Source organism: Klebsiella oxytoca NBRC 105695, from assembly GCF_001598695.1.
Lineage (GTDB): Bacteria > Pseudomonadota > Gammaproteobacteria > Enterobacterales > Enterobacteriaceae > Klebsiella > Klebsiella oxytoca.
In genome coordinates, this window is record NZ_BCZK01000010.1 from 184,020 (window position 1) to 204,447 (window position 20,428).

Sequence of the window (20,428 nt, forward strand, 5' to 3'; positions counted from 1 at the left end):
GCGCTCCTTAGCGTCCGAGATAAACTTCAATTACCTGTTCGTTGGCCTGCACCTCGCGCAGCGATCCTTCCGCCAGCACCTGTCCCTGATGCAGCACCGTCACCCGGTCGGCGATGGTCTCGACAAAGCCCATATCATGCTCAACCACCATCAGCGAATGCTGACCGGCAAGGGTGCGGAACAGCTCGGCCGTATACTCCGTTTCTGCATCGGTCATCCCGGCTGCGGGCTCGTCCAGCAGCAGCAGATGCGGCTCCTGCACCAGCAGCATGCCGATCTCAAGAAACTGCTTTTGCCCGTGCGACAGCAGCCCCGCCGGCCGATGGCGTTCGCCCTCCAGGCGCAGCAGGCGCAGGGTTTCGCTGATTCGGTCGGCCTGCTCGCTGTTCAGGCGCGCCCGCAGGCTGGCCCACACCGATTTATCACCTTTCATTGCCAGTTCGAGATTCTCTGCCACCGTCAGCGCCTCAAAGACCGTCGGTTTCTGGAACTTGCGTCCGATCCCCTGCCGGGCGATGGCGATGGGATCGAGGGTCGTTAAGTCCACCGACTGATCGTAAAGCGCCCTGCCGCTCTGCGGCCGGGTTTTGCCGGTGATGACGTCCATCAGGGTGGTTTTACCGGCGCCGTTCGGCCCAATCACGCAGCGCAGTTCGCCGACGCCAATCTGCAGCGACAGGTCGGTCAGCGCCTGAAAACCGTCAAAGTTGACGTTAATCTTTTCCAGCTGCAGCACCGGATCGGTCTGCTCACGAAAACGGTCCGTCGGCAGCTGGCGGGTAAAGAGCTCTTCATCCGGTTGCATCAGCGATCTCCTTTACGCAGCAGGCCAATAACGCCACGCGGTAAAAACAACGTCACGATAATAAAAATCAGCCCCAGAAACAGCTGCCAGTACTCCGGCATCGCCATGGTAAAGTAGCTCTTCGCGCCGTTGACCAGCCCTGCGCCAAGAACCGGGCCGATTAGGGTTCCACGACCGCCCAGCGCCACCCAGATGGCCGCTTCGATAGAGTTGGTTGGCGACATTTCGCTGGGGTTGATGATCCCGACCTGCGGCACGTACAGCGCCCCTGCCAGGCCGCACAGCACGGCAGAAAGCGTCCAGACCAGCAGCTTAAATCCGCGCGGGTCGTAGCCGCAGAACATCAGGCGGTTTTCAGCATCGCGCACCGCCGTCAGCACGCGGCCAAATTTGCTTTGCGCCAGCAAATAGCCAATCCACAGAGTGAGCAACAGCAGCAGCACCGTCGCCATAAACAGCGCTGCCCGGGTACCAATGGCGGTGACGGGGAAACCGAGCAGCGTGGTAAAGCCGGTAAAGCCGTTATTACCGCCAAAGCCGGTTTCGTTGCGGAAAAAAAGCAGCATTCCGGCGTAGGTCAGCGCCTGGGTCATGATCGAAAAATAGACGCCTTTGATTTTCGAGCGAAAGGCAAACCAGCCAAACACCAGCGCCAGCAGACCGGGCACCAGCACCACCAGCAGCATCGCCCAGGCAAAATGCTGGGTGCCCCACCAGAACCACGGCAACTCGCTCCACGATAAAAACGACATAAAGGCCGGTAGTCCGTCGCCCGCCGCCTGGCGCATCAGATACATGCCCATGGCGTAGCCGCCGAGGGCAAAAAAGATCCCATGGCCAAGCGAGAGCATCCCGGCATAGCCCCAGACTAAATCCAGCGCGACGGCGACAATAGCGTAGCAGAGGATCTTACCGGTTAGCGTCAGCAGCCAGGCGGAAACCGCCAGCGGATGCGTAGCAGGCAGCAGCGCCAGAAACGGCATACTCAGCAGGCCCAACAGCAGCAGAATGCCGATCCACCGCAGCGGGCGCGGCGCTTTGCGCGCCAGCGTTAAGGTAACAGGTTGGCTCATCAGTCAATAACCCTCCCTTTGAGGGCGAACAGTCCCTGAGGACGTTTCTGGATAAACAGGATAATCAGTACCAGTATCAGGATTTTGCCCAGCACGGCCCCCATTTGCGGCTCAAGGATTTTGTTAAAGATGCCAAGACCAAACGCCGCCGCCACGCTGCCGGCCAGTTGACCGACGCCGCCGAGCACCACCACGAGGAAGGAGTCGATAATGTAGCCCTGGCCCAGCTCTGGCCCGACGTTGCCGAGCTGCGATAGCGCAACGCCGCCCAGTCCGGCAATACCGGAGCCGAGACCAAACGCCAGCATATCGACCCGGCCGGTAGGGACGCCGCAGCAGGCCGCCATCGCGCGGTTCTGCGTCACCGCCCGCACGTTCATCCCCAGGCGGGTTTTGTTCAGCGTCAACCAGGTGAAGAGCAGCACCAGCAGCACAAAGGCCAGTACCGCCAGACGGTTCCACGGCAGGATAAGATTCGGCAGAACCTGCACGCCGCCGGAAAGCCACGCCGGATTGGCGACCTCGACGTTCTGCGCACCAAACAGCATCCGCACCAGCTGGATCAGCATCAGGCTGATCCCCCAGGTGGCCAGCAGCGTCTCCAGCGGGCGACCGTAGAGATGACGGATCACGGTGCGCTCCAGCGCCATGCCGATCCCGCCGGCAATCAGAAACGCCACCGGCAGCGCAATCAGCGGATAGAAGGCCAGCCACTGCGGGGCCAGCTGCGCCAGCGCCTGCTGAACCAGCCAGCAGCTGTAGGCGCCAATCATCAGCATTTCGCCGTGGGCCATGTTGATGACCCCCAGCAGTCCGTAGGTGATCGCCAGGCCGAGCGCGGCGAGCAGCAGGACAGAGCCGAGGGAGAGGCCCATAAACGCCTGTCCGAGCAGATCGCCCAGCAGCAGGCGGTGCTGGATTTTGCTCAGGCTCTCCTGCGCCGCCGCGCGGATCGCCGGGTCTGGCTCATGCCGGGCGTCGGTATAAGGCGTCAGCAGCGCCTGGGTTTCCGGGTCGCCTGAGTGACCGAGCCGTTCAATGGCCGCCAGCCTCTGCGCAGGCTGCGGACTGGTTAGCTGCAGACGAGCAAGCGCAATTTCCAGCAGCGATTTGACCGCGCCGTCGGTTTCCGCCGTCAGGCGCTGCTGTAACAGGCCCGCCATTTCTGGCGTCGCTTCGCGCTGGAGGATTTTTGCCGCAGAGGCCCTTTCCGTGACGTTGTCACTGACCAGCTGATGCGTGGCCAGCGCCCCTGCCGCGAGGTTACGCAGACGATTGGTCAGGCGTACCGGTTTTATTGTTCCTTCGGGAGCCGCAACCGCGCCCAGCGCCAGTAGCTTATCACCCTGCTTGCTGAACGCATGACCGCGACTATCCGATTGTAATGTCTCGCTTTTCAGCGCCCTTAGCAGCGGTAAACGCGGCGCTGCAGGCGCGACGGCCCACTGCTCAAGCAGCAGCGCCTGTTGGCTGCGGGTGGCTGCCACGAAATCGTCGGCGTCGGCTGCCTGCGCCCGCCACGGCATCAATACCAGCAGCAGCGCAAAATAACTCATAAGGCGCAATGGGTTCATGGTGGTCCTCCTTACCCGGGAAATCGGGCCGTGCCCGAACGACAGAATCCGTCACCCCGGCTTAGCGCCGGGGTTCAACGTTTAGTTACTGGCGCTTTTTACCGGGTGATCCGGTTTTTTGTCGTTTCCGGCGATCCACGGGCTCCACGGCTGGGCGCGAACGGGTGCTTCAGTCTGCCAGACCACGTTAAACTGGCCGTTGCTTTCGATTTCACCGATCATGACCGGTTTATGCAGGTGATGGTTGGTCGCATCCATCGTCAGGGTGAAGCCCGACGGCGCTTTAAAGGTCTGACCGGCCATGGCTTCCCGAACTTTATCGACATCGGTGGTCCCCGCTTTGGTTACCGCCTGGGCCCACATATGCAGACCGACCCAGGTTGCTTCCATCGGATCGTTGGTGACCACACTATCCGCGTTCGGCAGCTTATGCGCTTTGGCCCAGGCGCGATAATCGGCGACAAACTGTTTGTTGGTAGGGTTATCCACGGATTCGAAGTAGTTCCACGCCGCGAGATTGCCCACCAGCGGTTTGGTATCAATCCCGCGCAGCTCCTCTTCACCCACCGAGAAGGCCACTACCGGAACATCGGTCGCTTTTAGCCCCTGGTTAGCCAGCTCTTTATAGAACGGAACGTTGGAATCACCGTTGATCGTGGAAACCACCGCCGTTTTACCGCCGGCGGAAAACTTCTTAATGTTGGCGACGATGGTCTGGTAATCGCTATAGCCGAACGGGGTATAGACCTCTTCGATGTCTTTATCCTGAATGCCTTTGGCGTGCAGGAACGCGCGGAGAATTTTGTTGGTGGTGCGCGGATAAACGTAGTCGGTACCCAGCAGGAAGAAGCGCTTCGCCCCGCCGCCGTCTTCGCTCAGCAGATATTCCACCGCCGGGATAGCCTGTTGATTCGGCGCTGCGCCGGTGTAGAAGACGTTCGGCGACATCTCCTCGCCTTCATACTGTACCGGGTAGAAAAGCAGGCCGTTCAGCTCTTCAAATACCGGCAGAACCGATTTGCGCGACACCGAGGTCCAGCAGCCGAACACCGCCGCGACCTTATCCTGCGTAAGCAGCTGACGCGCCTTTTCCGCAAACAGCGGCCAGTTTGAGGCCGGGTCAACGACCACCGGCTCCAGCTTTTTACCCAGCACGCCCCCTTTGGCGTTAATGTCGTCGATCGCCATCAGGGCGACCTCTTTAAGCGGGGTTTCGGAAATCGCCATCGTCCCGGAGAGCGAATGCATAATCCCGACTTTGATGGTGTCGGCGGCGTATACCTGCAAGGAGAAGCCCATGCTGATAACAGAGGCGGAGAGAGCAAAAGCTTTTAATAGTGTTCGACGCTGCATGTGTGTCACTCCTGAATAGCGCAAAAACAAAAATGAATTAACGACTAACCGGAAGTGATAAGGCAAAAACAATGCCAGCTTTTGCAGGGGCGTGAAAGCGTGATGAACCAGACGGGAAAAGCGAAGCGACGGGCAGCGTTGCCTTAAAATAGTGCAACGCTGCGCTATAAAAGCGTTACCAGACCTGAGCGGCGATACCGGTGACCAGACGGACCTTGTCCCACTGCTGGGCTTCCGTCAGCGAGTTCCCCTCTTCGGTAGAGGCAAAACCGCATTGCGGGCTAAGGCAAATTTGCTCCAGCGGGACGTACTGCGCCGCCTCCCGCAAACGCGCCTTCACGCCTTCCGGGTTTTCCAGCTCGCCATTTTTAGTGGTGATCAGACCCAGCACCACCTGCTGATGGCCAGGGCGGATAAAGCGCAGCGGCGCGAAGTCGCCGGAACGGTCGTTATCGTACTCCAGGAAGAAGGCATCGATGTTCACTCCACCGAACAGCACTTCGGCAACCGGCTCGTACCCGCCCTCGGATATCCAGGTTGAACGGAAGTTACCGCGGCATACGTGCAGACCAACGGTCAGATCCTGCGGTTTTCCCTCGAGGGCCTGATTCAGCACGCGGGCATAGATGCGCGCCAGCTCATCGGGATCTTCGCCGCGATCGCGTACCTGCTGGCGCTGTTCATCGGAGCACAGATAGGCCCAGACGGTGTCATCAAGCTGTAAATAGCGGCAGCCCGCATCGTAGAAGGCGCGGATGGCATCGCGCCAGGTGGTCGCCAGATCGTCGAAATAGTCAGCGAGGTCCGGATAAACCGTCGCGTCAATATCTTTGCGCCCGCCGCGGAAGTGTAAAACGCTTGGGCTGGGGATGGTCATTTTCGGCTGCGCGCTGCCGCTGATGCTCTTCAGATAGCGAAAATCCTCCAGCATCGGGTGATCGCCAAAGGCCAGTTTACCGGTGACGCGTACCCCGTGCGCTTTGGTCTGTACCCCGTTGAACTGGATACCCTTTTCGGAATCGTAGCGTTCGACGCCCTGCAAGCCGTCAAAGAAATCAAAGTGCCACCACGCGCGGCGGAACTCACCGTCGGTCACCACGTGCAGCCCGCACTCGCACTGCTGCTGCACCAGATGACGAATAGCTTCATTTTCTATCTGCCGTAGCTGCTGCGCGTCAATAGCGCCTGCAGCCAGCTGTTGGCGAGCCTGTTTGATGGCGTCCGGACGTAAAAAACTGCCGACGATATCTGCGCGGAACGGGGCCTGATGACGTTGCATGGTGTCTCCTTAGCGGCGGGCAAGGTTAATTGCCCACCGTGATAGTTCATTATTTGAATATTTAGACTTCTGGATGTCTATATGTCCAGATACTGTCATGCAGACGATTCATCGGCAAACGAGAATAATTCATGGCACATGAAATAAATTCATTTTGCGAAAGGTAGCCCTTCATCTTCCCAGCCTGTCAGGCCGCCGAGCATCATTTTTACCGGACGTCCCAGCAGCGCCAGCTTCATGGCGGCAACATCTGCTCCGTTGCAATGCGGCCCGGCGCAGTAAACCACAAACAGCGTATCCTCAGGCCACTGCGCCATTCGGGTTGCATCAATTTGTCGGTGCGGTAAATGCAGGGCCCCCGGCAGATGACGACGGGCAAAGGTTTCCTCACTGCCGACGACATGTAGCAGAACAAAATCCACGTCTTCTTCGCGCATCGCGCTGTAGACATCGGCGCAGTCAGTTTCGAGGCTTAGCTTATGACGAAACCAGGCGGCGGCATCGGTAGAGCTGGCGGGGGTAATCGCGGTTACAACACTCATGGCATCTTCTCCTTGTCTGTGGTACCACTACTTTAATTAACCGCCTGCACGACATCTGCCGATAACCATGACTGAAAACGCTGAAATCATGACAACCCCATCCGTGACGTTGTCACGCCACCGGGTGGTTGCCCTCGCCTACGATGGCCTGTGTACCTTTGAATTTGGCGTCGCGGTAGAGATCTTCGGCCTGCCGCGTCCGGAAATGGGCGAGCGCTGGTATCGTTTCGCCGTGGCCGCGGTGGATGAAGGCGAGCTGCGGGCAACCGGCGGGATACGTCTGATGACCGACGGCGGCATGTCGTTGTTAAGCGAAGCGGACACGATCGTAGTGCCCGGCTGGCGCAGTATCGATTCCCCTGTGCCGCCTGACCTGTGCCAGGCATTGGTTGCCGCCTATGCGCGGGGCTGCCGGATAATTTCGATCTGCTCCGGGGTGTTCGTTCTGGCCGCTGCCGGGTTGCTTAACGGCCGCCAGGCGACCACCCACTGGCGCTACACCGATCAGCTGCGGGCGCGTTTTCCGCTGATTGAAGTCATTGATGACGTGCTGTACGTCGGCGCTGAGGGCGTGATGACCTCCGCAGGCAGCGCCGCAGGAATCGATTTATGTCTGCATCTGGTGCGCGAGGACTTCGGTATTGATGCGGCGAATATTGTCGCGCGGCGTTTAGTGGTGTCCCCCCATCGCGACGGCGGACAGGCGCAGCAGATTGTTCGGCCGGTAGCCAAAGCGCGAGAAAGCCAGCGACTCGGACTATTATTCGATTTTCTGCACCAGAATCTCGCCGCCAACCATACCGTGGCATCGCTGGCGGAAAGAGCCGGTATGGGCTCACGGACCTTTTTACGCCGTTTTGAAGACGCTACCGGTAAAACCCCTGCCCGCTGGCTGCTTGATGAGCGACTGCTGCGCGCGACCCAGCATTTAACCCACAGCCGCCTGAGCGTTGAGCAGATTGCCGAGCTTTGCGGTTTCGCGAATGCCAGCACCCTGCGCCATCACTTCCGCCAGCAGTATGCGCTTAGCCCGTTGCAGTATCGAAAGACAATGCAGAGTGAAACAAACCGAGCGTAATTTATCAGCGATATTGTCGCTCGGAGGAATGTGGTAAGTGATTGTTTTGCTGGCTCTGTTACTTCACGTGTCATCTTAGATACGCGCATATCGCTAGTGCGAGACACTGGGCCGTCAATTCATATTCTATGGCCAGTGAACGATAAGCCTGGCCGGAAAAATCGTGCCGGCATATTGATACCGGCCGAAAGCGACTACGCGGTTATTCATTCAAAGGCAATGTGAAAACCACCGCAATTGTCGTCGTCTTTTATCGATATAAATCAGTCTGCGGAGATGAGCTTAAAAGAAATAAACCGCCCGAAATATAAGGCGGTTTTTTGAATATCCAGACAGCCGTTATTTAATGACATCCGGGTCTTCAGGGACTACCGGATCGTTTACGTCCGGACTTTCAGGTAAATCTTCGTCAGGTAAAGGGTCAGTACCCGGTAGCGGTTCAGTAATATCTGGGCGTTCTACCATAATGCCTCCTAAACAACGTGTGAAAGGGCTATTTGCTTTTGTTCGGTTTCTGGCTGCCTTTATCATCTTCAGGCATTTTTTTCGGCTGTTTTGGCTGGTCTTTTTCTGAATTTACAGTTGAAGATTTCATAGGAAACTCCATTATCATATGTAGCGTTGTGCTACTCGTTAACTATAGTGCAGAATGAATTATAGCTAAGGAGTTATTGAGTAAATCGCTATTCAATGAGGTAATTTTTAATATGAGTATTGATATCGTTAAAGATTATTTAAAAAGTATTTTTTTACCGCTTGTGCTTGTTAATTACCAATTTCCTGCTGCTCTGTGTGGTTTCGCCAATGGCTGTATCCTGCGCCATCAATTCCGCCAGCAGTAGATGCTTAGCCCGTTGCAGCATCAAAAGAGTATACAGCCTGACCGATATGCGGCTTTTTGGTCCGTGAAATAGTCACTATCGGCAATTTGTTAAGCATTTGTTTAGATTGCGCAAGTTAAGATATGTTCAACAACCGTAAACCTGTTCAATGAGGACAATTTAGCGCATAGCAAAACTAATGGAGGTTAATCATGCTGGGAAATATGCATGTATTTATGGCAGTTCTGGGAACCATTCTGTTCTTTGGATTTCTTGCCGCGTATCTAAGCCACAAATGGGATGACTGATGAACGACGATAATCCCCACCCGTAAACGCCCCCTGCTGCTGATGCACCAGGGGGCGTTTTTGTTAGCGTGATTTTTCTTGGTAAAGCTATTTAACCTCTGGCCCGTGCCATTCAAGTTTATTTCTCATTTCCTCCGGAACCAAAGAGAACAGAGAAGAAATTCTCTTCAATTGATGCTCGTATAAGAAACTTTTCTTTTCACTACAGTCCTCATAGTACCAGCGAGCATTTTTATTTAAAAAGCAAATATCTAAATCATTAAAATCATCATACTTCAACAGTAAGTAAAATTCATGTATAAGCTGAGATTCATAATATACAGACCTATCCCTTGCTTTAAAAAAAGCACCATGAGTGGACACGCTTCTTATTTGCAACAAACTCCCTTGAAGGATATCTAAGTATATGTCTTTTTTCCCATAACATGATAGCGGGGGCTACAACCTTACCAACGCCCCAACCTGCAACCCACATTGCTGCATCAGCCAGAGCCTCCTTAACCCATAACTTTAATCCGAGGTATCAGATTCAAATATCGCTGACCGCAGACAGGCTCGTGATGAGCCATGTTATACTTGTTGATTACTGCCAAGGAGGGAGAAATATGCGTATCAATACCAAAATGAGGTTGGCAGCACTGTTATACCTTATGGCGGCCTACGCTGTTGCCCTGCCGGCACTGGCGCTGTTCACGGACCTGGTGATAAACGGCGGGATTATTGATATGTGGCAAGGCTCGTATTCATTTTTGAACCTTCTTGATCTGCGTAAAATTCTTTATCTGCAGTTTGCCGGGCTGGGCGCTATCCTGGGTTTTGTCTACTGGCTATTTTTCTTTAGAAAATACCGTCATCACGATCCGCTGGATAAATATTTTAAGTAGCGCCGGGCGCTACTTATTGATTTATCCTGCAGGTTCATCGCTCAGCAGTTAATCACTACGTCAGAAATATCGCATTGCCGCTATTCCCTGCGCTGAATATCGGATAGTCAGCAGCGGCAATGCTTACCTGCCCTTTCGGCTCGATGGCGGTTTGACAGCGAACGGTTAATTCAGGGCCAGACAGGCGTCTGTGATTAACGCCCAGATTATGCCGCCACGCGCACAGCTCTGGGTGCTATTTACCCTGAAGTTCCCTGCGAATAATTTCCGCCCCGGCGCTTAACGCATTGAGCTTGCCGGTTGCGACCCGCCGCGATAGCGGCGCCATACCGCAGTTGGTTGAAGGATAAAGCTTATCGGCATCAACAAACTGCAGCGCCTTACGTAAGGTTGCGGCGACCTCCTCCGGCGTTTCGATCGCATTGGTCGCCACGTCGATAGCGCCCACCATCACTTTTTTACCGCGAATCAGTTCAAGCAGATCCATGGGAACATGCGAGTTATGACATTCCAGCGAAATGATATCGATGCTGGAGGTTTGCAGTTGAGGAAACGCTTCTTCATACTGTCTCCACTCCGTCCCCAGCGTCTTTTTCCAGTCGGTATTGGCTTTGATGCCATATCCATAGCAGATATGCACCGCGGTTTCGCATTTGAGTCCTTCAACGGCTCTTTCTAATGCCGCGATCCCCCAGTCATTGACCTCGTCAAAGAATACGTTAAAGGCGGGCTCGTCAAACTGAATAATATCAACGCCGGCGGCCTCCAACTCTTTGGCTTCCTGATTGAGTATTTTCGCAAATTCCCAGGCGAGTTTTTCGCGGCTCTTATAGTGATCGTCATAGAGCGTATCAATCATAGTCATCGGCCCGGGGAGCGCCCATTTGATCGGCTGTTTGGTAAGCTGACGTAAAAAACGCGCATCTTCAACAAAAACGGGCTTTTGCCGCTCGACGGCCCCCACGACGGTCGGGACGCTTGCATCATAGCGATTACGGATTTTGACGACTTCGCGCTTTGCGAAATCCACGCCGCTGAGGTGCTCAATAAACGTGGTGACAAAGTGCTGGCGCGTTTGTTCGCCATCGCTGACGATATCAATGCCGGCGCGTAGCTGATCGAATAAGGACAAACTCAGTGCATCTTTTTTCCCGTCGATTAATTCCTGGCTTTCGAGTTTCCATGCAGACCATAGTTTCTCAGGCTCTGCAAGCCAGGAAGGTTTCGGTAAACTGCCGGCCGTTGAAGTAGGAAGTAATTTTTTCATTATAAATAGCCTTATATCTGCGATGGATTAAAGAGCGGAATAAGCAGACCACTGCTCAAGAATATTTTTATACGGTTTGATAAAGTGCTCTTCAGTAAACTTTCCCTGCTCTATAGCCAGCTGGCTACGCTCTTCCCGGTCATAAACTATTTTGGTTAACGAATGATCCTGATGATTCAGATCCGGCTGATAGCACAGTCCTGCTGCGGAGTTAGCGTTGTAGATCTCAGGCCGGTATATCTTCTGGAACGTCTCCATCGTGCTGATGGTACTCATCAGCTCAAGGCTGCTGTAATCGCTCAGTAAATCTCCGGTAAAATAAAATGCCAAAGGCGCTACGCTGTTTTTCGGCATAAAATAGCGGACCTGCAGGCCCATTTTTGCAAAATACTGCTCGGTCAAAGACGAGGCGTTTGGCCGATACTCAAGGCCTAATACCGGATGGCGGTTTCCGGTCTGCTGATAGGTGTCTTTACTGGACACGCTGAGGCAGATCACCGGCGGCTTTTTGAAATTGGTTTTATATTCGGCGGAGTGAACGAAATGCTTAAAGATCTTCCCGTGCAAGTCGCCAAAATCATCTGGGATGCTAAAGCCTGAACGTTGTTTATTATGGTCCGGTAGCAATACGCTGAAGTCATAGTCGCGAACATACGAGGAGAAATTATTGCCAACGATGCCTTCAATACGCTCACCCGTTCTTTTATCAATAATTGTGGTTTGCAATATCTCAATCGCCGGAAAGGTGGTTCCAGTCTCTTCAATAACCATTTCCACGGAAATAATATTCAACGCAACAGAGTAGCGATCGCTTTTGGGATTATCCCAATGCGCCAGCGTATTGAACCGATTGTCTATCATGATTAAGGTGTTGCGCAAATTCTCCTGCCGATTTTTGCCGCGAGCCAGATTAGCAAAGTTGGTCGTAATACGCGTACTTTCCGAGGGGTTATAGTTTTCATCAAACAGTGTGCTTTTAATGGTAAACGTAAAATCTTTATTCATGGCGATCTGGCATCCTGGTTTTGCAATGAAAAGTGATTATCGGACGAATTCCCGGCGTTAACGGATTTGCTCGCCAGCACTCTTCATGTTGCCAATAAGTTAATATTAGCTAATTTATGCCAGAGCCCCGCAAGGAGGGAAAGCGACTTAATTTCATTGCAACATGAGCCATTTTCATGATCTGGATCACAGCATGGTTCAGCATCGCTGTAGGCGGGGATTGAGAGGATTCGCGGCGGGCGCAGGCGCTCAGATGGCCGCTACCGGGCCGCATAAATCGAAGCGCGGCGATCGGAAGGCCGCGCGAAGATAACTCGTTTTTACGCCTGTACGAGGCTATCCGCTGTGTTCACCGGCCAGCGTATCTCTCCTACGCCGTTCAGTTCGGGCAGGGCAAACAAGAACCCCTGAAATCGCTTGATACCTGCGGATTCAAGCCAGCACCACTCTTCGATACGTTCAATCCCTTCCGCCACCACCGCAATTTCCAGCTCATGACAGCAGCTGATGATAGAACGGACGACGGCCTGCTTAGGGCCGCTCAGGTGGATATTGGTAATAATCTCACGATCGATTTTGACTTTGTCAGGCTGGATTTTGGTTAACAACGACAGTCCGGCATAACCGGCACCAAAATCATCAATAGCCAGCCCCATTCCGGAGACGCGCAGTTTTTTAATCGCACTACTAAACTGGCTGAAACCGGAGATCATTTCGTCTTCAGTCACTTCTACGATAACCTGTTCAGGCATCAACCCATACTTTTTAATTTCCTGCAGCAGGAATTCCACGGCATCGGGAACCACCACCAAAGACATCGGCAGAATATTAATGGATATTTTATGATCGCCGATGTCTATTTCTTTTGCCAGCGCGAAAGCCACCGATTTAGAGTTGAGGTCAATTTCATAACGTTTATTATGGTCGATTGAAGCAAAAAAGCTCGCCGGACTCCCACCATCTTTATTACGAATAAGCGCTTCCAGTGAAGTGATATGACCGGCCAGGGGCTCAATAATGGGCTGAAATGCAAACTGGCAGCATTGAGTATCAACTGGGGAGCGTTCAGGTGTATGAAAAGGCGATCTTTGTGGGATAACTGACCATTTTTCAGGCTGGAAATACTGGGAAACCGGGAGAGCTCTTTTTTGCGTTATAAACGTATGAATAAATTTATAAACGCGCTCTTCCGTCAGAAGATAGCTCTTCAACTTGCTTAGCTGGCGAACGGTTTTCAGCACGGCATCGGCTTCTAGCGTATCCAGATCAAAGTACATCATACCGACGTTTTCGAAGCGCCTGCGCGGGGCGTAATCTCGCATCAGCTCGACGACACCAAAGTGTCGGCTGTCGTGTTTAATCTTGCTGAAGAGCTGCTCCAGAATACTTTCGTCACCTTCAAGCACTTGAAGGATAACATTATCTTTAAAAAGAAGAATGCCTGAAACGCCATGAGACATGTTATTAACATTCGCTTTTTCAACCAGCAAAGAGAGATTAATTTCATGAGTTAAAGGTATCTGACTTCTGTAAATCAGGGTTGTCAGCATAATCCCATCCAGATTTTTGCCAGGAGAAAAGAGACTGTGTAACACACTTTCACTTTTAAACACAGCTTATTTATAATATTTTGCATCCATCCACAAATCCAACTGGAGACTTATCCTTAATATAAAAAATACATGCCCCCACCGCTAATAAAGACCTCTTAAAGCCAAAAATAAATTTATAATATCCGATGAGGCCCCTGGTAGATTCAGAAATATAAAAAATGCATCCAGGCTATTTGTTTTCTGTTTATCAGGCCGCAATGGCATGAAAAATATAAAGAGCAAGATGAAGCGGCTAAAGCTGGCTAGTGTCGCTGTCCTGACAAATATATCCCTGCTCGCGCATGCGCAGTAGACTCTCGGCGCTGGCGCAGACCATACCCGTTGTCAGCATTTCAAAACCAAAACGGCGGTAGAAGCCGACTTTATCCACCACCGAATAGATAAAGGTTTTGCCAAACGGCCTCAGCCGCTCGCTGACCGCCTGCATCAGCAACTTCCCGTATCCCTTCCCCTGGCAGTTCGGGGCCACCGCAACATCCGCAAGATAGCTGCACCAGGTCAGATCGCTAATCGCGCGGGCAACGGCGACCAGCTGACCCTTTTCATAGCCAAACCAGCAAAAAGTACTATGACGAAACGCCCGTTCAACCAATGCCACATCGCGCTGATTAAGTCCCGCATCGGCAATGATCTCCGCAACCCTGCGCCAGTCAACAGACTCCAGGTGCTCTTTCTCTTTTAATACCATCATGATATTGCCCTAAACTCGCCAGCCCTGGCTTTCAGCATAGCTGAACGACGCTGAAAAAAGAGAGGCCGGCCCGCCAGGCCAATAGCATATTATGCTGTGGTAAAAACTATGGCCTCGGGAAATCTTCTGATACCCTGCGGAAAAACCAGCGCATTTATGCTTGCAGCAGGCGGTTAACCCGCCAGCCAGCAGAATTAAATAAAATCAGAACGTTTTCCGTCGGCAAAAAATGGGCAAAAAAAACCGCCATGTGACCTGGCGGTGAATGAATGCTTGCATGGATAGATTGTATTTTGCATTTTTACGTGCAGAGCACGAGCAGCTCTGTCTACGTCTCTAATCGGTACGCTACCACAGGCTACTTCAATGAAAGCTAAACGGCGGTGGCGCTCATAGCTTTTCCACCAGCGCCTTAAGTTGACTAATCAGCTCATCTTTCTCCCCCTCCCCGTTCCCCGTAACGGGCCAGGTGGACTGGCGGATAATCAGGCGCGTGGGCAGCAGTTCGCGAATTTTCAGCTGTGGGGCAGCCATAAGCTTGATCAGCAGCTCGACCGCCCTTTTCCCCAGCACGTTGAAATCCTGGGCGACGGTGGTCAGCGGCGGCTGGAAGTAGAGGCTGTCCGCCGTGTCATCATAACCGGTCACCGAGATGGCCTGGCTGCCGGTACGATAAAGCTGCGCCAGCGCGCTCAGCACCCCGAGCGCCATTTGATCGTTAGCGACCACGATCGCGCTAATGCGCGGATGCTGATGCAGCAGCTCGAACGTTTTACTCCAGCCGCTGGCGGCACTCCAGTCGCCAAACACCGTTACCGCATTACTGACGCCCAGGCGGTGCAGCGCCTCGCGCCAGCTGCTGAGCCGCATTCGCGCGGAGATCGAGCTTTCCGGCCCGGCAAGCAGTCCGAACTCGCGGTGTCCGGCGTCCCACAAATGCCGCACGCAGGCGCCACATCCATCACGATGATCGAAACGCACGCCGCAAACGTCGGCCTCCGGCGAAACATCGAGAAACATGCAGGCTATATCTGGATTCTCCGCCACCAGACGCTCCGCAAGACTACTTTCCAGCGGCAGGCTGATAATCGCTCCGCGAATATGCTGGGCGCGAAACTCATTGAGTCGCGCCTGCAGAGACGCGTAATCGACCTGCACCGGCATCGCAATTGAGACCTCAAGCTGATGCAAACCAGCATAGCTTTTCACCGCCGCGGCGATTTGCGAAGGCGCGTGCAGCGTCAGCGAGGCGGTAATCAGCCCAATCGACGGCGCGGACTTACCCGCCAGCAGCTGCGCGGAGCGGTTTGGTACATAGCGCAGCGTCTGCATCGCGCGGATCACTTTTTCGCGGGTTCGTTCGGACACCACCCCAGGATTATTCAGCACCCGGGAGACCGTTTGCTGAGAAACGCCGGCCTCGCGGGCCACATCGTCAAGCGTTGCCAGGCGACGCTGCATAGTGCACTCCTTCTGAATCAAAACCTCAATGTCGTCCGCTAACATTTTATGTTTAAAAGACGACAAAAATCAGCTGTTTTCCCAGCTTTTCGTGATCGCCGGTGGGTTTCATTTTCGCCAATATTGCGGCTATAGCGAAAATAACTGATAACAAAATCATATTATCTAGCGAACGACATTTTTATCACTTATCCGTCAGGAATGCGTATGCAACAACACCACTCTATTTCCGCCGCAGCAGCCACGTTCCATCAGATTCTCGCCCGCGAGGATTGGCAGAACCAGACCATTACCCATCTCAACCGTTTACCGGCCCACCCGACTTTCGCCAGCTGGCGCGATACCGACGCCGCGCGGAACAACCAGCCCTCGGCGTTCCGCCGCCGGCTTGACGGCCAGTGGCAATTCTCCTGGGCCCGCAGCCCGTTTGACGTGGATGCCCGCTGGCTGCAGGACGATCTGCCGGACAGCCGCAGTACGCCGGTACCCTCAAACTGGCAAATGCAGGGCTACGATGCGCCCATCTATACCAACGTTCGCTACCCTATCGACACCACCCCGCCGCGCGTTCCGCACGAGAACCCGACCGGTTGCTACTCATTGACCTTTCGCGTTGATGAGAACTGGCGGGCCGACGGCCAGACGCAGATTATCTTCGATGGCGTCAACTCCGCGTTTCATCTGTGGTGCAACGGCGAATGGGTCGGTTATTCGCAGGATAGTCGCCTGCCAGCGGCCTTCGATCTCTCCCCCTATCTTCAGCCGGGCGATAACCGTATCTGCGTGATGGTGATGCGCTGGAGCGCGGGAACCTGGCTTGAGGATCAGGATATGTGGCGCATGAGCGGTATCTTCCGCTCGGTCTGGCTGCTGAATAAACCGACGCTGCACCTCTGCGACGTCCAGCTTACGCCGCAGCTGGATGCCCTCTACCGCGATGCCGAACTGCTGGTGAACTTAAGCGTCGCCGCACCGGTCGCGCTGCTGGAGGAGCTGACGGTGAAAGTCGAACTGTGGGATGACGATCGCCTGGTCGCCAGCCACCAGCAGTCGCCCGGTTCGCCGATTATCGATGAGCGCGGAAACTATGCGGAGCGCGCGGCCATTCGTCTGCCGGTAGAACGTCCGGCGCTATGGAGCGCGGAAACGCCAGACTGCTATCGGGCGGTCGTGTCGCTATGGCGCGCTGATGAACCGATCGAGGCCGAAGCCTGGGATATCGGTTTCCGCCGCGTTGAAATCAAAAACGGCCTGCTGCTGTTGAACGGCAAACCGCTGCTGATCCGCGGCGTCAACCGTCACGAGCATCACCACCAGCGCGGACAGGTCGTTACCGAAGAGGATATGGTGCAGGATATTCTGTTGATGAAGCAGAACAACTTTAACGCCGTACGCTGCTCGCATTATCCAAACACCCCACGCTGGTACGAGCTGTGCAACCGCTACGGCCTGTACGTCGTTGATGAGGCCAATATAGAAACCCACGGCATGGTGCCGATGAATCGAATATCCGACGATCCGGCCTGGCTACCGGCCTTCAGCGCCCGCGTCAGTCGAATGCTGCAAAGCAACCGCAACCATCCGTCCATTATTATCTGGTCACTGGGGAATGAGTCCGGCGGCGGCGGTAACCATGAAGCGATGTATCACTGGCTGAAGCGCAACGATCCCTCTCGCCCGGTACAGTACGAAGGCGGCGGCGCCGACAGCACCACCACTGATATTATCTGCCCGATGTACGCCCGCGTTGACCGCGACCAGCCGATTCCGACGGTGCCGAAATGGGGAATCAAAAAGTGGATCAGTCTGCCTGGAGAACAACGCCCGCTGATCCTCTGCGAATACGCCCATGCGATGGGTAACAGCCTCGGCAACTTTGCTGATTACTGGCAGGCATTTCGCGACTATCCTCGCCTGCAGGGCGGGTTTATCTGGGACTGGGCGGATCAGGCCATCAGTAAAACCTTCGACGACGGCAGCGTTGGCTGGGCCTACGGCGGTGATTTTGGCGACAAACCGAACGATCGCCAGTTCTGCATGAACGGTCTGGTGTTCCCCGACCGCCGCGCGCATCCTTCCTTAATCGAGGCCAAACATGCGCAGCAGTACTTCCAGTTTGCGCTGCTCGCGCAATCCCCGCTGCGTATCCGCCTCAGCAGCGAATATCTGTTCCGCGCCACCGATAACGAAGAGCTGCGCTGGCAGGTTCAGGCCGCGGGTGAAACTTTTGCTGAGGGTAGCGTGAAGCTGGCGCTTTGCCCGGAGGGCCAGAGTGAGCTGACGTTGTGCGATGCGCTGACGCTGCCCGCCGGCGCGGAAGAGGTGTGGTTGACGCTGGAGGTAGTCCAGCCCCAGGCCACCGTCTGGTCCGACGCCGGGCATCGCGTTGCGTGGCAGCAGTTCCCGCTCGCCGCGCCGCTGGCGCTACGCGGCCCTCGGTCTGCCGGTATCGCGCCAGCGCTGGAGAGCAGCGACGCGGCCTGGATTGTCCGCAGCGGCTCGCAGCAATGGACCATCGATCGGCAAAGCGGTCTGTTAACCCACTGGCAGGTGGACGGCGTGGAACAGCTGCTGACCCCGCTGCGCGACCAGTTTGTGCGCGCACCGCTGGATAACGACATTGGCGTCAGCGAAGTGGAGCGTATTGACCCTAACGCCTGGGTAGAGCGCTGGAAAAGCGCCGGACTTTACGAGCTCAGCGCCCGCTGCGTCCAGTGCGACGCTCAGCGCCTGGCCCATGAAGTGGTTATCGATAGCCGCTGGCACTATCTGCGCGGCGACGAAGCGGTGATTGTCAGCCACTGGCGGATGACATTTGATAGCGAAGGCAAGCTGCATCTGGCGGTCGATGGCGAACGTGCCGGCACCCTGCCGCCGCTGCCGCGCATCGGGCTGAATTTCCAGGTTCCGGACCAGCACCAACCGGTATCCTGGCTCGGCTACGGTCCGCATGAGAACTATCCGGACCGCCGCACCAGCGCCTGCTTCTCCCGCTGGCAGCTGCCGCTGGAGGAGATGACCACGCCGTACATTTTCCCGACGGAAAACGGCCTGCGCTGCGACAGCAAAACGCTGGACTGGGGGCGCTGGCACGTGGGAGGCAACTTCCACTTCTCCGTACAGCCCTATGGCACCACGCAGTTAATGGAGACCGATCACTGGCACTGGATGAAGCCGGAAAACGGCGTCTGGATCACCCTCGACGCTCAGCACATGGGCATCGGCGGCGATGACTCCTGGACGCCCAGCGTACTACAGCAATGGCTGCTGCTTGAGACACAATGGCAATATCAGTTAACGATTCACTTCCAATAATAATCGGGGGCGCAAGCCCCCAACCTTACAGGCATAATAATATGGAATATTCACAATGAAACTCTCTGAACTGGCGCCACGAGAACGGCATAATTTTATATATTTCATGCTGTTCTTTTTCTTCTACTATTTCATCATGTCAGCCTATTTTCCCTTTTTCCCGGTGTGGCTGGCGGAAGTTAACCATCTAACCAAAACCGAGACGGGGATCGTCTTCTCCTCTATTTCGCTATTCGCGATAATCTTCCAGCCGATTTTTGGCCTGATTTCGGATAAGCTCGGTCTGCGCAAGCATCTGCTGTGGACGATTACGATTTTGTTAATCCTGTTTGCCCCCTTTTTTATTTTCGTCTTTTCGCCGCTGCTGCAGATGAATATCATCGCGGGCGCGCTGGTGGGCGGGATTTATCTGGGGATCGTCTTTTCCAGCGGCTCCGGGGCGGTAGAAGCCTATATTGAACGCGTCAGCCGCGCCAACCGTTTTGAATACGGTAAAGTCCGCGTCTCCGGCTGCGTCGGCTGGGCGCTGTGCGCGTCAATCACCGGCATTTTATTTAGTATCGACCCGAACATTACGTTCTGGATCGCCTCCGGTTTCGCTCTGATCCTCGGCGTACTGCTGTGGGTATCAAAGCCGGAGAGTAGCAACAGCGCCGAGGTTATCGATGCCCTGGGCGCCAACCGTCAGGCTTTCTCCATGCGCACCGCCGCAGAGCTTTTGCGGATGCCGCGCTTCTGGGGCTTTATTATTTATGTCGTTGGCGTCGCCAGCGTCTATGACGTTTTTGACCAGCAGTTCGCCAACTTCTTTAAGGGCTTTTTCTCCAGCCCCCAGCGCGGCACTGAAGTATTCGGCTTCGTCACCACCGGTGGGGAATTACTTAACGCGCTAATCATGTTCTGCGCCCCGGCGATTATTAACCGGATTGGCGCTAAAAACGCCCTGCTAATTGCCGGGATGATTATGTCAGTACGCATTTTAGGATCGTCTTTCGCTAACTCGGCGGTGGAAGTGATCATTTTAAAAATGCTGCATATGTTCGAGATCCCGTTCCTGCTGGTCGGCACCTTTAAATATATCTCTTCGGCATTTAACCCGAAGCTCTCGGCGACCCTGTTCCTGATCGGTTTCAATTTATCAAAACAGCTGTCAGGCGTTGTGCTCTCGGCGTGGGTAGGACGGATGTATGATACCGTCGGCTTCCATCAGGCCTATCTGATCCTGGGCTGTATTACCCTGAGCTTTACCCTCATCTCGCTGTTCACCCTGAAAGGCAGCAAAACCCTGCTCCCGGCCGCGGCATAACATCAGGCCGCCGGAAACCCTCCGGCGGCGCTTCGGCAATACACCGTTACTAC

Annotated in this window: 18 protein-coding genes; 6 read left to right on the forward strand and 12 right to left on the reverse strand. The window is 54.6% G+C overall.

Annotated features, from left to right (window positions below; translation table 11 throughout):
* Positions 1-7 precede the first annotated feature (7 nt).
* From urtD to KO1_RS18220, 6 genes are all read right to left on the reverse strand, one after another.
* Positions 8-805 carry an urea ABC transporter ATP-binding protein UrtD gene (gene urtD, locus KO1_RS18195; RefSeq protein WP_004113299.1) on the reverse strand — a complete coding sequence of 266 codons (798 nt, stop codon included), beginning with the start codon at positions 803-805 and terminating at the stop codon, positions 8-10.
* Positions 805-1,878 carry an urea ABC transporter permease subunit UrtC gene (gene urtC, locus KO1_RS18200; RefSeq protein ID WP_004102363.1) on the reverse strand — a complete coding sequence of 358 codons (1,074 nt, stop codon included), beginning with the start codon at positions 1,876-1,878 and terminating at the stop codon, positions 805-807. The genes urtD and urtC overlap by 1 nt, the downstream gene beginning before the upstream one ends.
* Positions 1,878-3,452, reverse strand: coding sequence for an urea ABC transporter permease subunit UrtB (urtB, locus tag KO1_RS18205; RefSeq protein ID WP_016808779.1), 1,575 nt, complete (start codon positions 3,450-3,452; stop codon positions 1,878-1,880). The genes urtC and urtB overlap by 1 nt, the downstream gene beginning before the upstream one ends.
* A gap of 81 nt (positions 3,453-3,533) precedes the next feature.
* Positions 3,534-4,805 (reverse strand): urea ABC transporter substrate-binding protein, encoded by a 1,272-nt coding sequence (gene urtA / locus KO1_RS18210; protein WP_004102365.1) that lies wholly within the window; start codon positions 4,803-4,805, stop codon positions 3,534-3,536.
* Between the two features lie 175 nt (positions 4,806-4,980).
* A complete protein-coding gene (locus KO1_RS18215; RefSeq protein WP_004113301.1) occupies positions 4,981-6,084 on the reverse strand; it encodes a cobalamin-independent methionine synthase II family protein in 1,104 nt (367 codons plus the stop codon).
* Between the two features lie 149 nt (positions 6,085-6,233).
* Positions 6,234-6,626 (reverse strand): rhodanese-like domain-containing protein, encoded by a 393-nt coding sequence (locus KO1_RS18220; RefSeq protein WP_004102369.1) that lies wholly within the window; start codon positions 6,624-6,626, stop codon positions 6,234-6,236.
* 67 nt (positions 6,627-6,693) lie between these two features.
* On the opposite strand from KO1_RS18220, the gene ftrA reads away from it, so the two are divergent.
* Positions 6,694-7,704: a transcriptional regulator FtrA gene (gene ftrA / locus KO1_RS18225; protein ID WP_017145801.1), complete on the forward strand. Its 1,011-nt coding sequence runs from the start codon at positions 6,694-6,696 to the stop codon at positions 7,702-7,704.
* A 339-nt stretch (positions 7,705-8,043) separates the two neighbouring features.
* On the opposite strand, the gene KO1_RS28765 is transcribed toward ftrA, so the two are convergent.
* Positions 8,044-8,169, reverse strand: a complete 126-nt coding sequence (locus KO1_RS28765) for a hypothetical protein (protein WP_004102372.1) — start codon at positions 8,167-8,169, stop codon at positions 8,044-8,046.
* Positions 8,170-8,411: 242 nt separating this feature from the next.
* Here KO1_RS28765 and KO1_RS28845 point away from each other — a divergent pair, with 242 nt between their 5' ends.
* The 3 genes from KO1_RS28845 to KO1_RS18230 all read left to right on the forward strand — a co-directional run bounded on the left by KO1_RS28845 (position 8,412) and on the right by KO1_RS18230 (position 9,717).
* On the forward strand, positions 8,412-8,546 hold the full coding sequence (locus KO1_RS28845; RefSeq protein ID WP_254925826.1) for a hypothetical protein: 135 nt from the start codon (positions 8,412-8,414) through the stop codon (positions 8,544-8,546).
* Positions 8,547-8,737: 191 nt separating this feature from the next.
* On the forward strand, positions 8,738-8,833 hold the full coding sequence (gene mgtS / locus KO1_RS28275; protein ID WP_004102377.1) for a protein MgtS: 96 nt from the start codon (positions 8,738-8,740) through the stop codon (positions 8,831-8,833).
* A gap of 605 nt (positions 8,834-9,438) precedes the next feature.
* Complete coding sequence (locus KO1_RS18230) at positions 9,439-9,717, forward strand: hypothetical protein (RefSeq protein WP_024274236.1); 279 nt, start codon at positions 9,439-9,441, stop codon at positions 9,715-9,717.
* Positions 9,718-9,952: 235 nt separating this feature from the next.
* Here KO1_RS18230 and KO1_RS18235 read toward each other — a convergent pair whose 3' ends face one another.
* The 5 genes from KO1_RS18235 to KO1_RS18255 all read right to left on the reverse strand — a co-directional run bounded on the left by KO1_RS18235 (position 9,953) and on the right by KO1_RS18255 (position 15,754).
* Positions 9,953-10,984, reverse strand: a complete 1,032-nt coding sequence (locus KO1_RS18235) for a methionine synthase (RefSeq protein WP_017145799.1) — start codon at positions 10,982-10,984, stop codon at positions 9,953-9,955.
* A gap of 27 nt (positions 10,985-11,011) precedes the next feature.
* On the reverse strand, positions 11,012-11,989 hold the full coding sequence (locus KO1_RS18240; RefSeq protein WP_017145798.1) for a DUF1852 domain-containing protein: 978 nt from the start codon (positions 11,987-11,989) through the stop codon (positions 11,012-11,014).
* Between the two features lie 320 nt (positions 11,990-12,309).
* Positions 12,310-13,539 carry a diguanylate phosphodiesterase gene (locus KO1_RS18245; protein ID WP_004102385.1) on the reverse strand — a complete coding sequence of 410 codons (1,230 nt, stop codon included), beginning with the start codon at positions 13,537-13,539 and terminating at the stop codon, positions 12,310-12,312.
* A gap of 295 nt (positions 13,540-13,834) precedes the next feature.
* Positions 13,835-14,293, reverse strand: a complete 459-nt coding sequence (locus tag KO1_RS18250; protein WP_004102387.1) for a GNAT family N-acetyltransferase — start codon at positions 14,291-14,293, stop codon at positions 13,835-13,837.
* A 390-nt stretch (positions 14,294-14,683) separates the two neighbouring features.
* Entirely contained in the window at positions 14,684-15,754 is a 1,071-nt protein-coding gene (locus KO1_RS18255) for a LacI family DNA-binding transcriptional regulator (protein ID WP_004102389.1), read from the reverse strand.
* A 207-nt stretch (positions 15,755-15,961) separates the two neighbouring features.
* Here KO1_RS18255 and KO1_RS18260 point away from each other — a divergent pair, with 207 nt between their 5' ends.
* Positions 15,962-19,069, forward strand: a complete 3,108-nt coding sequence (locus tag KO1_RS18260; RefSeq protein WP_064407079.1) for a beta-galactosidase — start codon at positions 15,962-15,964, stop codon at positions 19,067-19,069.
* Positions 19,070-19,124: 55 nt separating this feature from the next.
* Positions 19,125-20,375: an MFS transporter gene (locus KO1_RS18265; RefSeq protein WP_004102393.1), complete on the forward strand. Its 1,251-nt coding sequence runs from the start codon at positions 19,125-19,127 to the stop codon at positions 20,373-20,375.
* Positions 20,376-20,428: the final 53 nt, after the last annotated feature.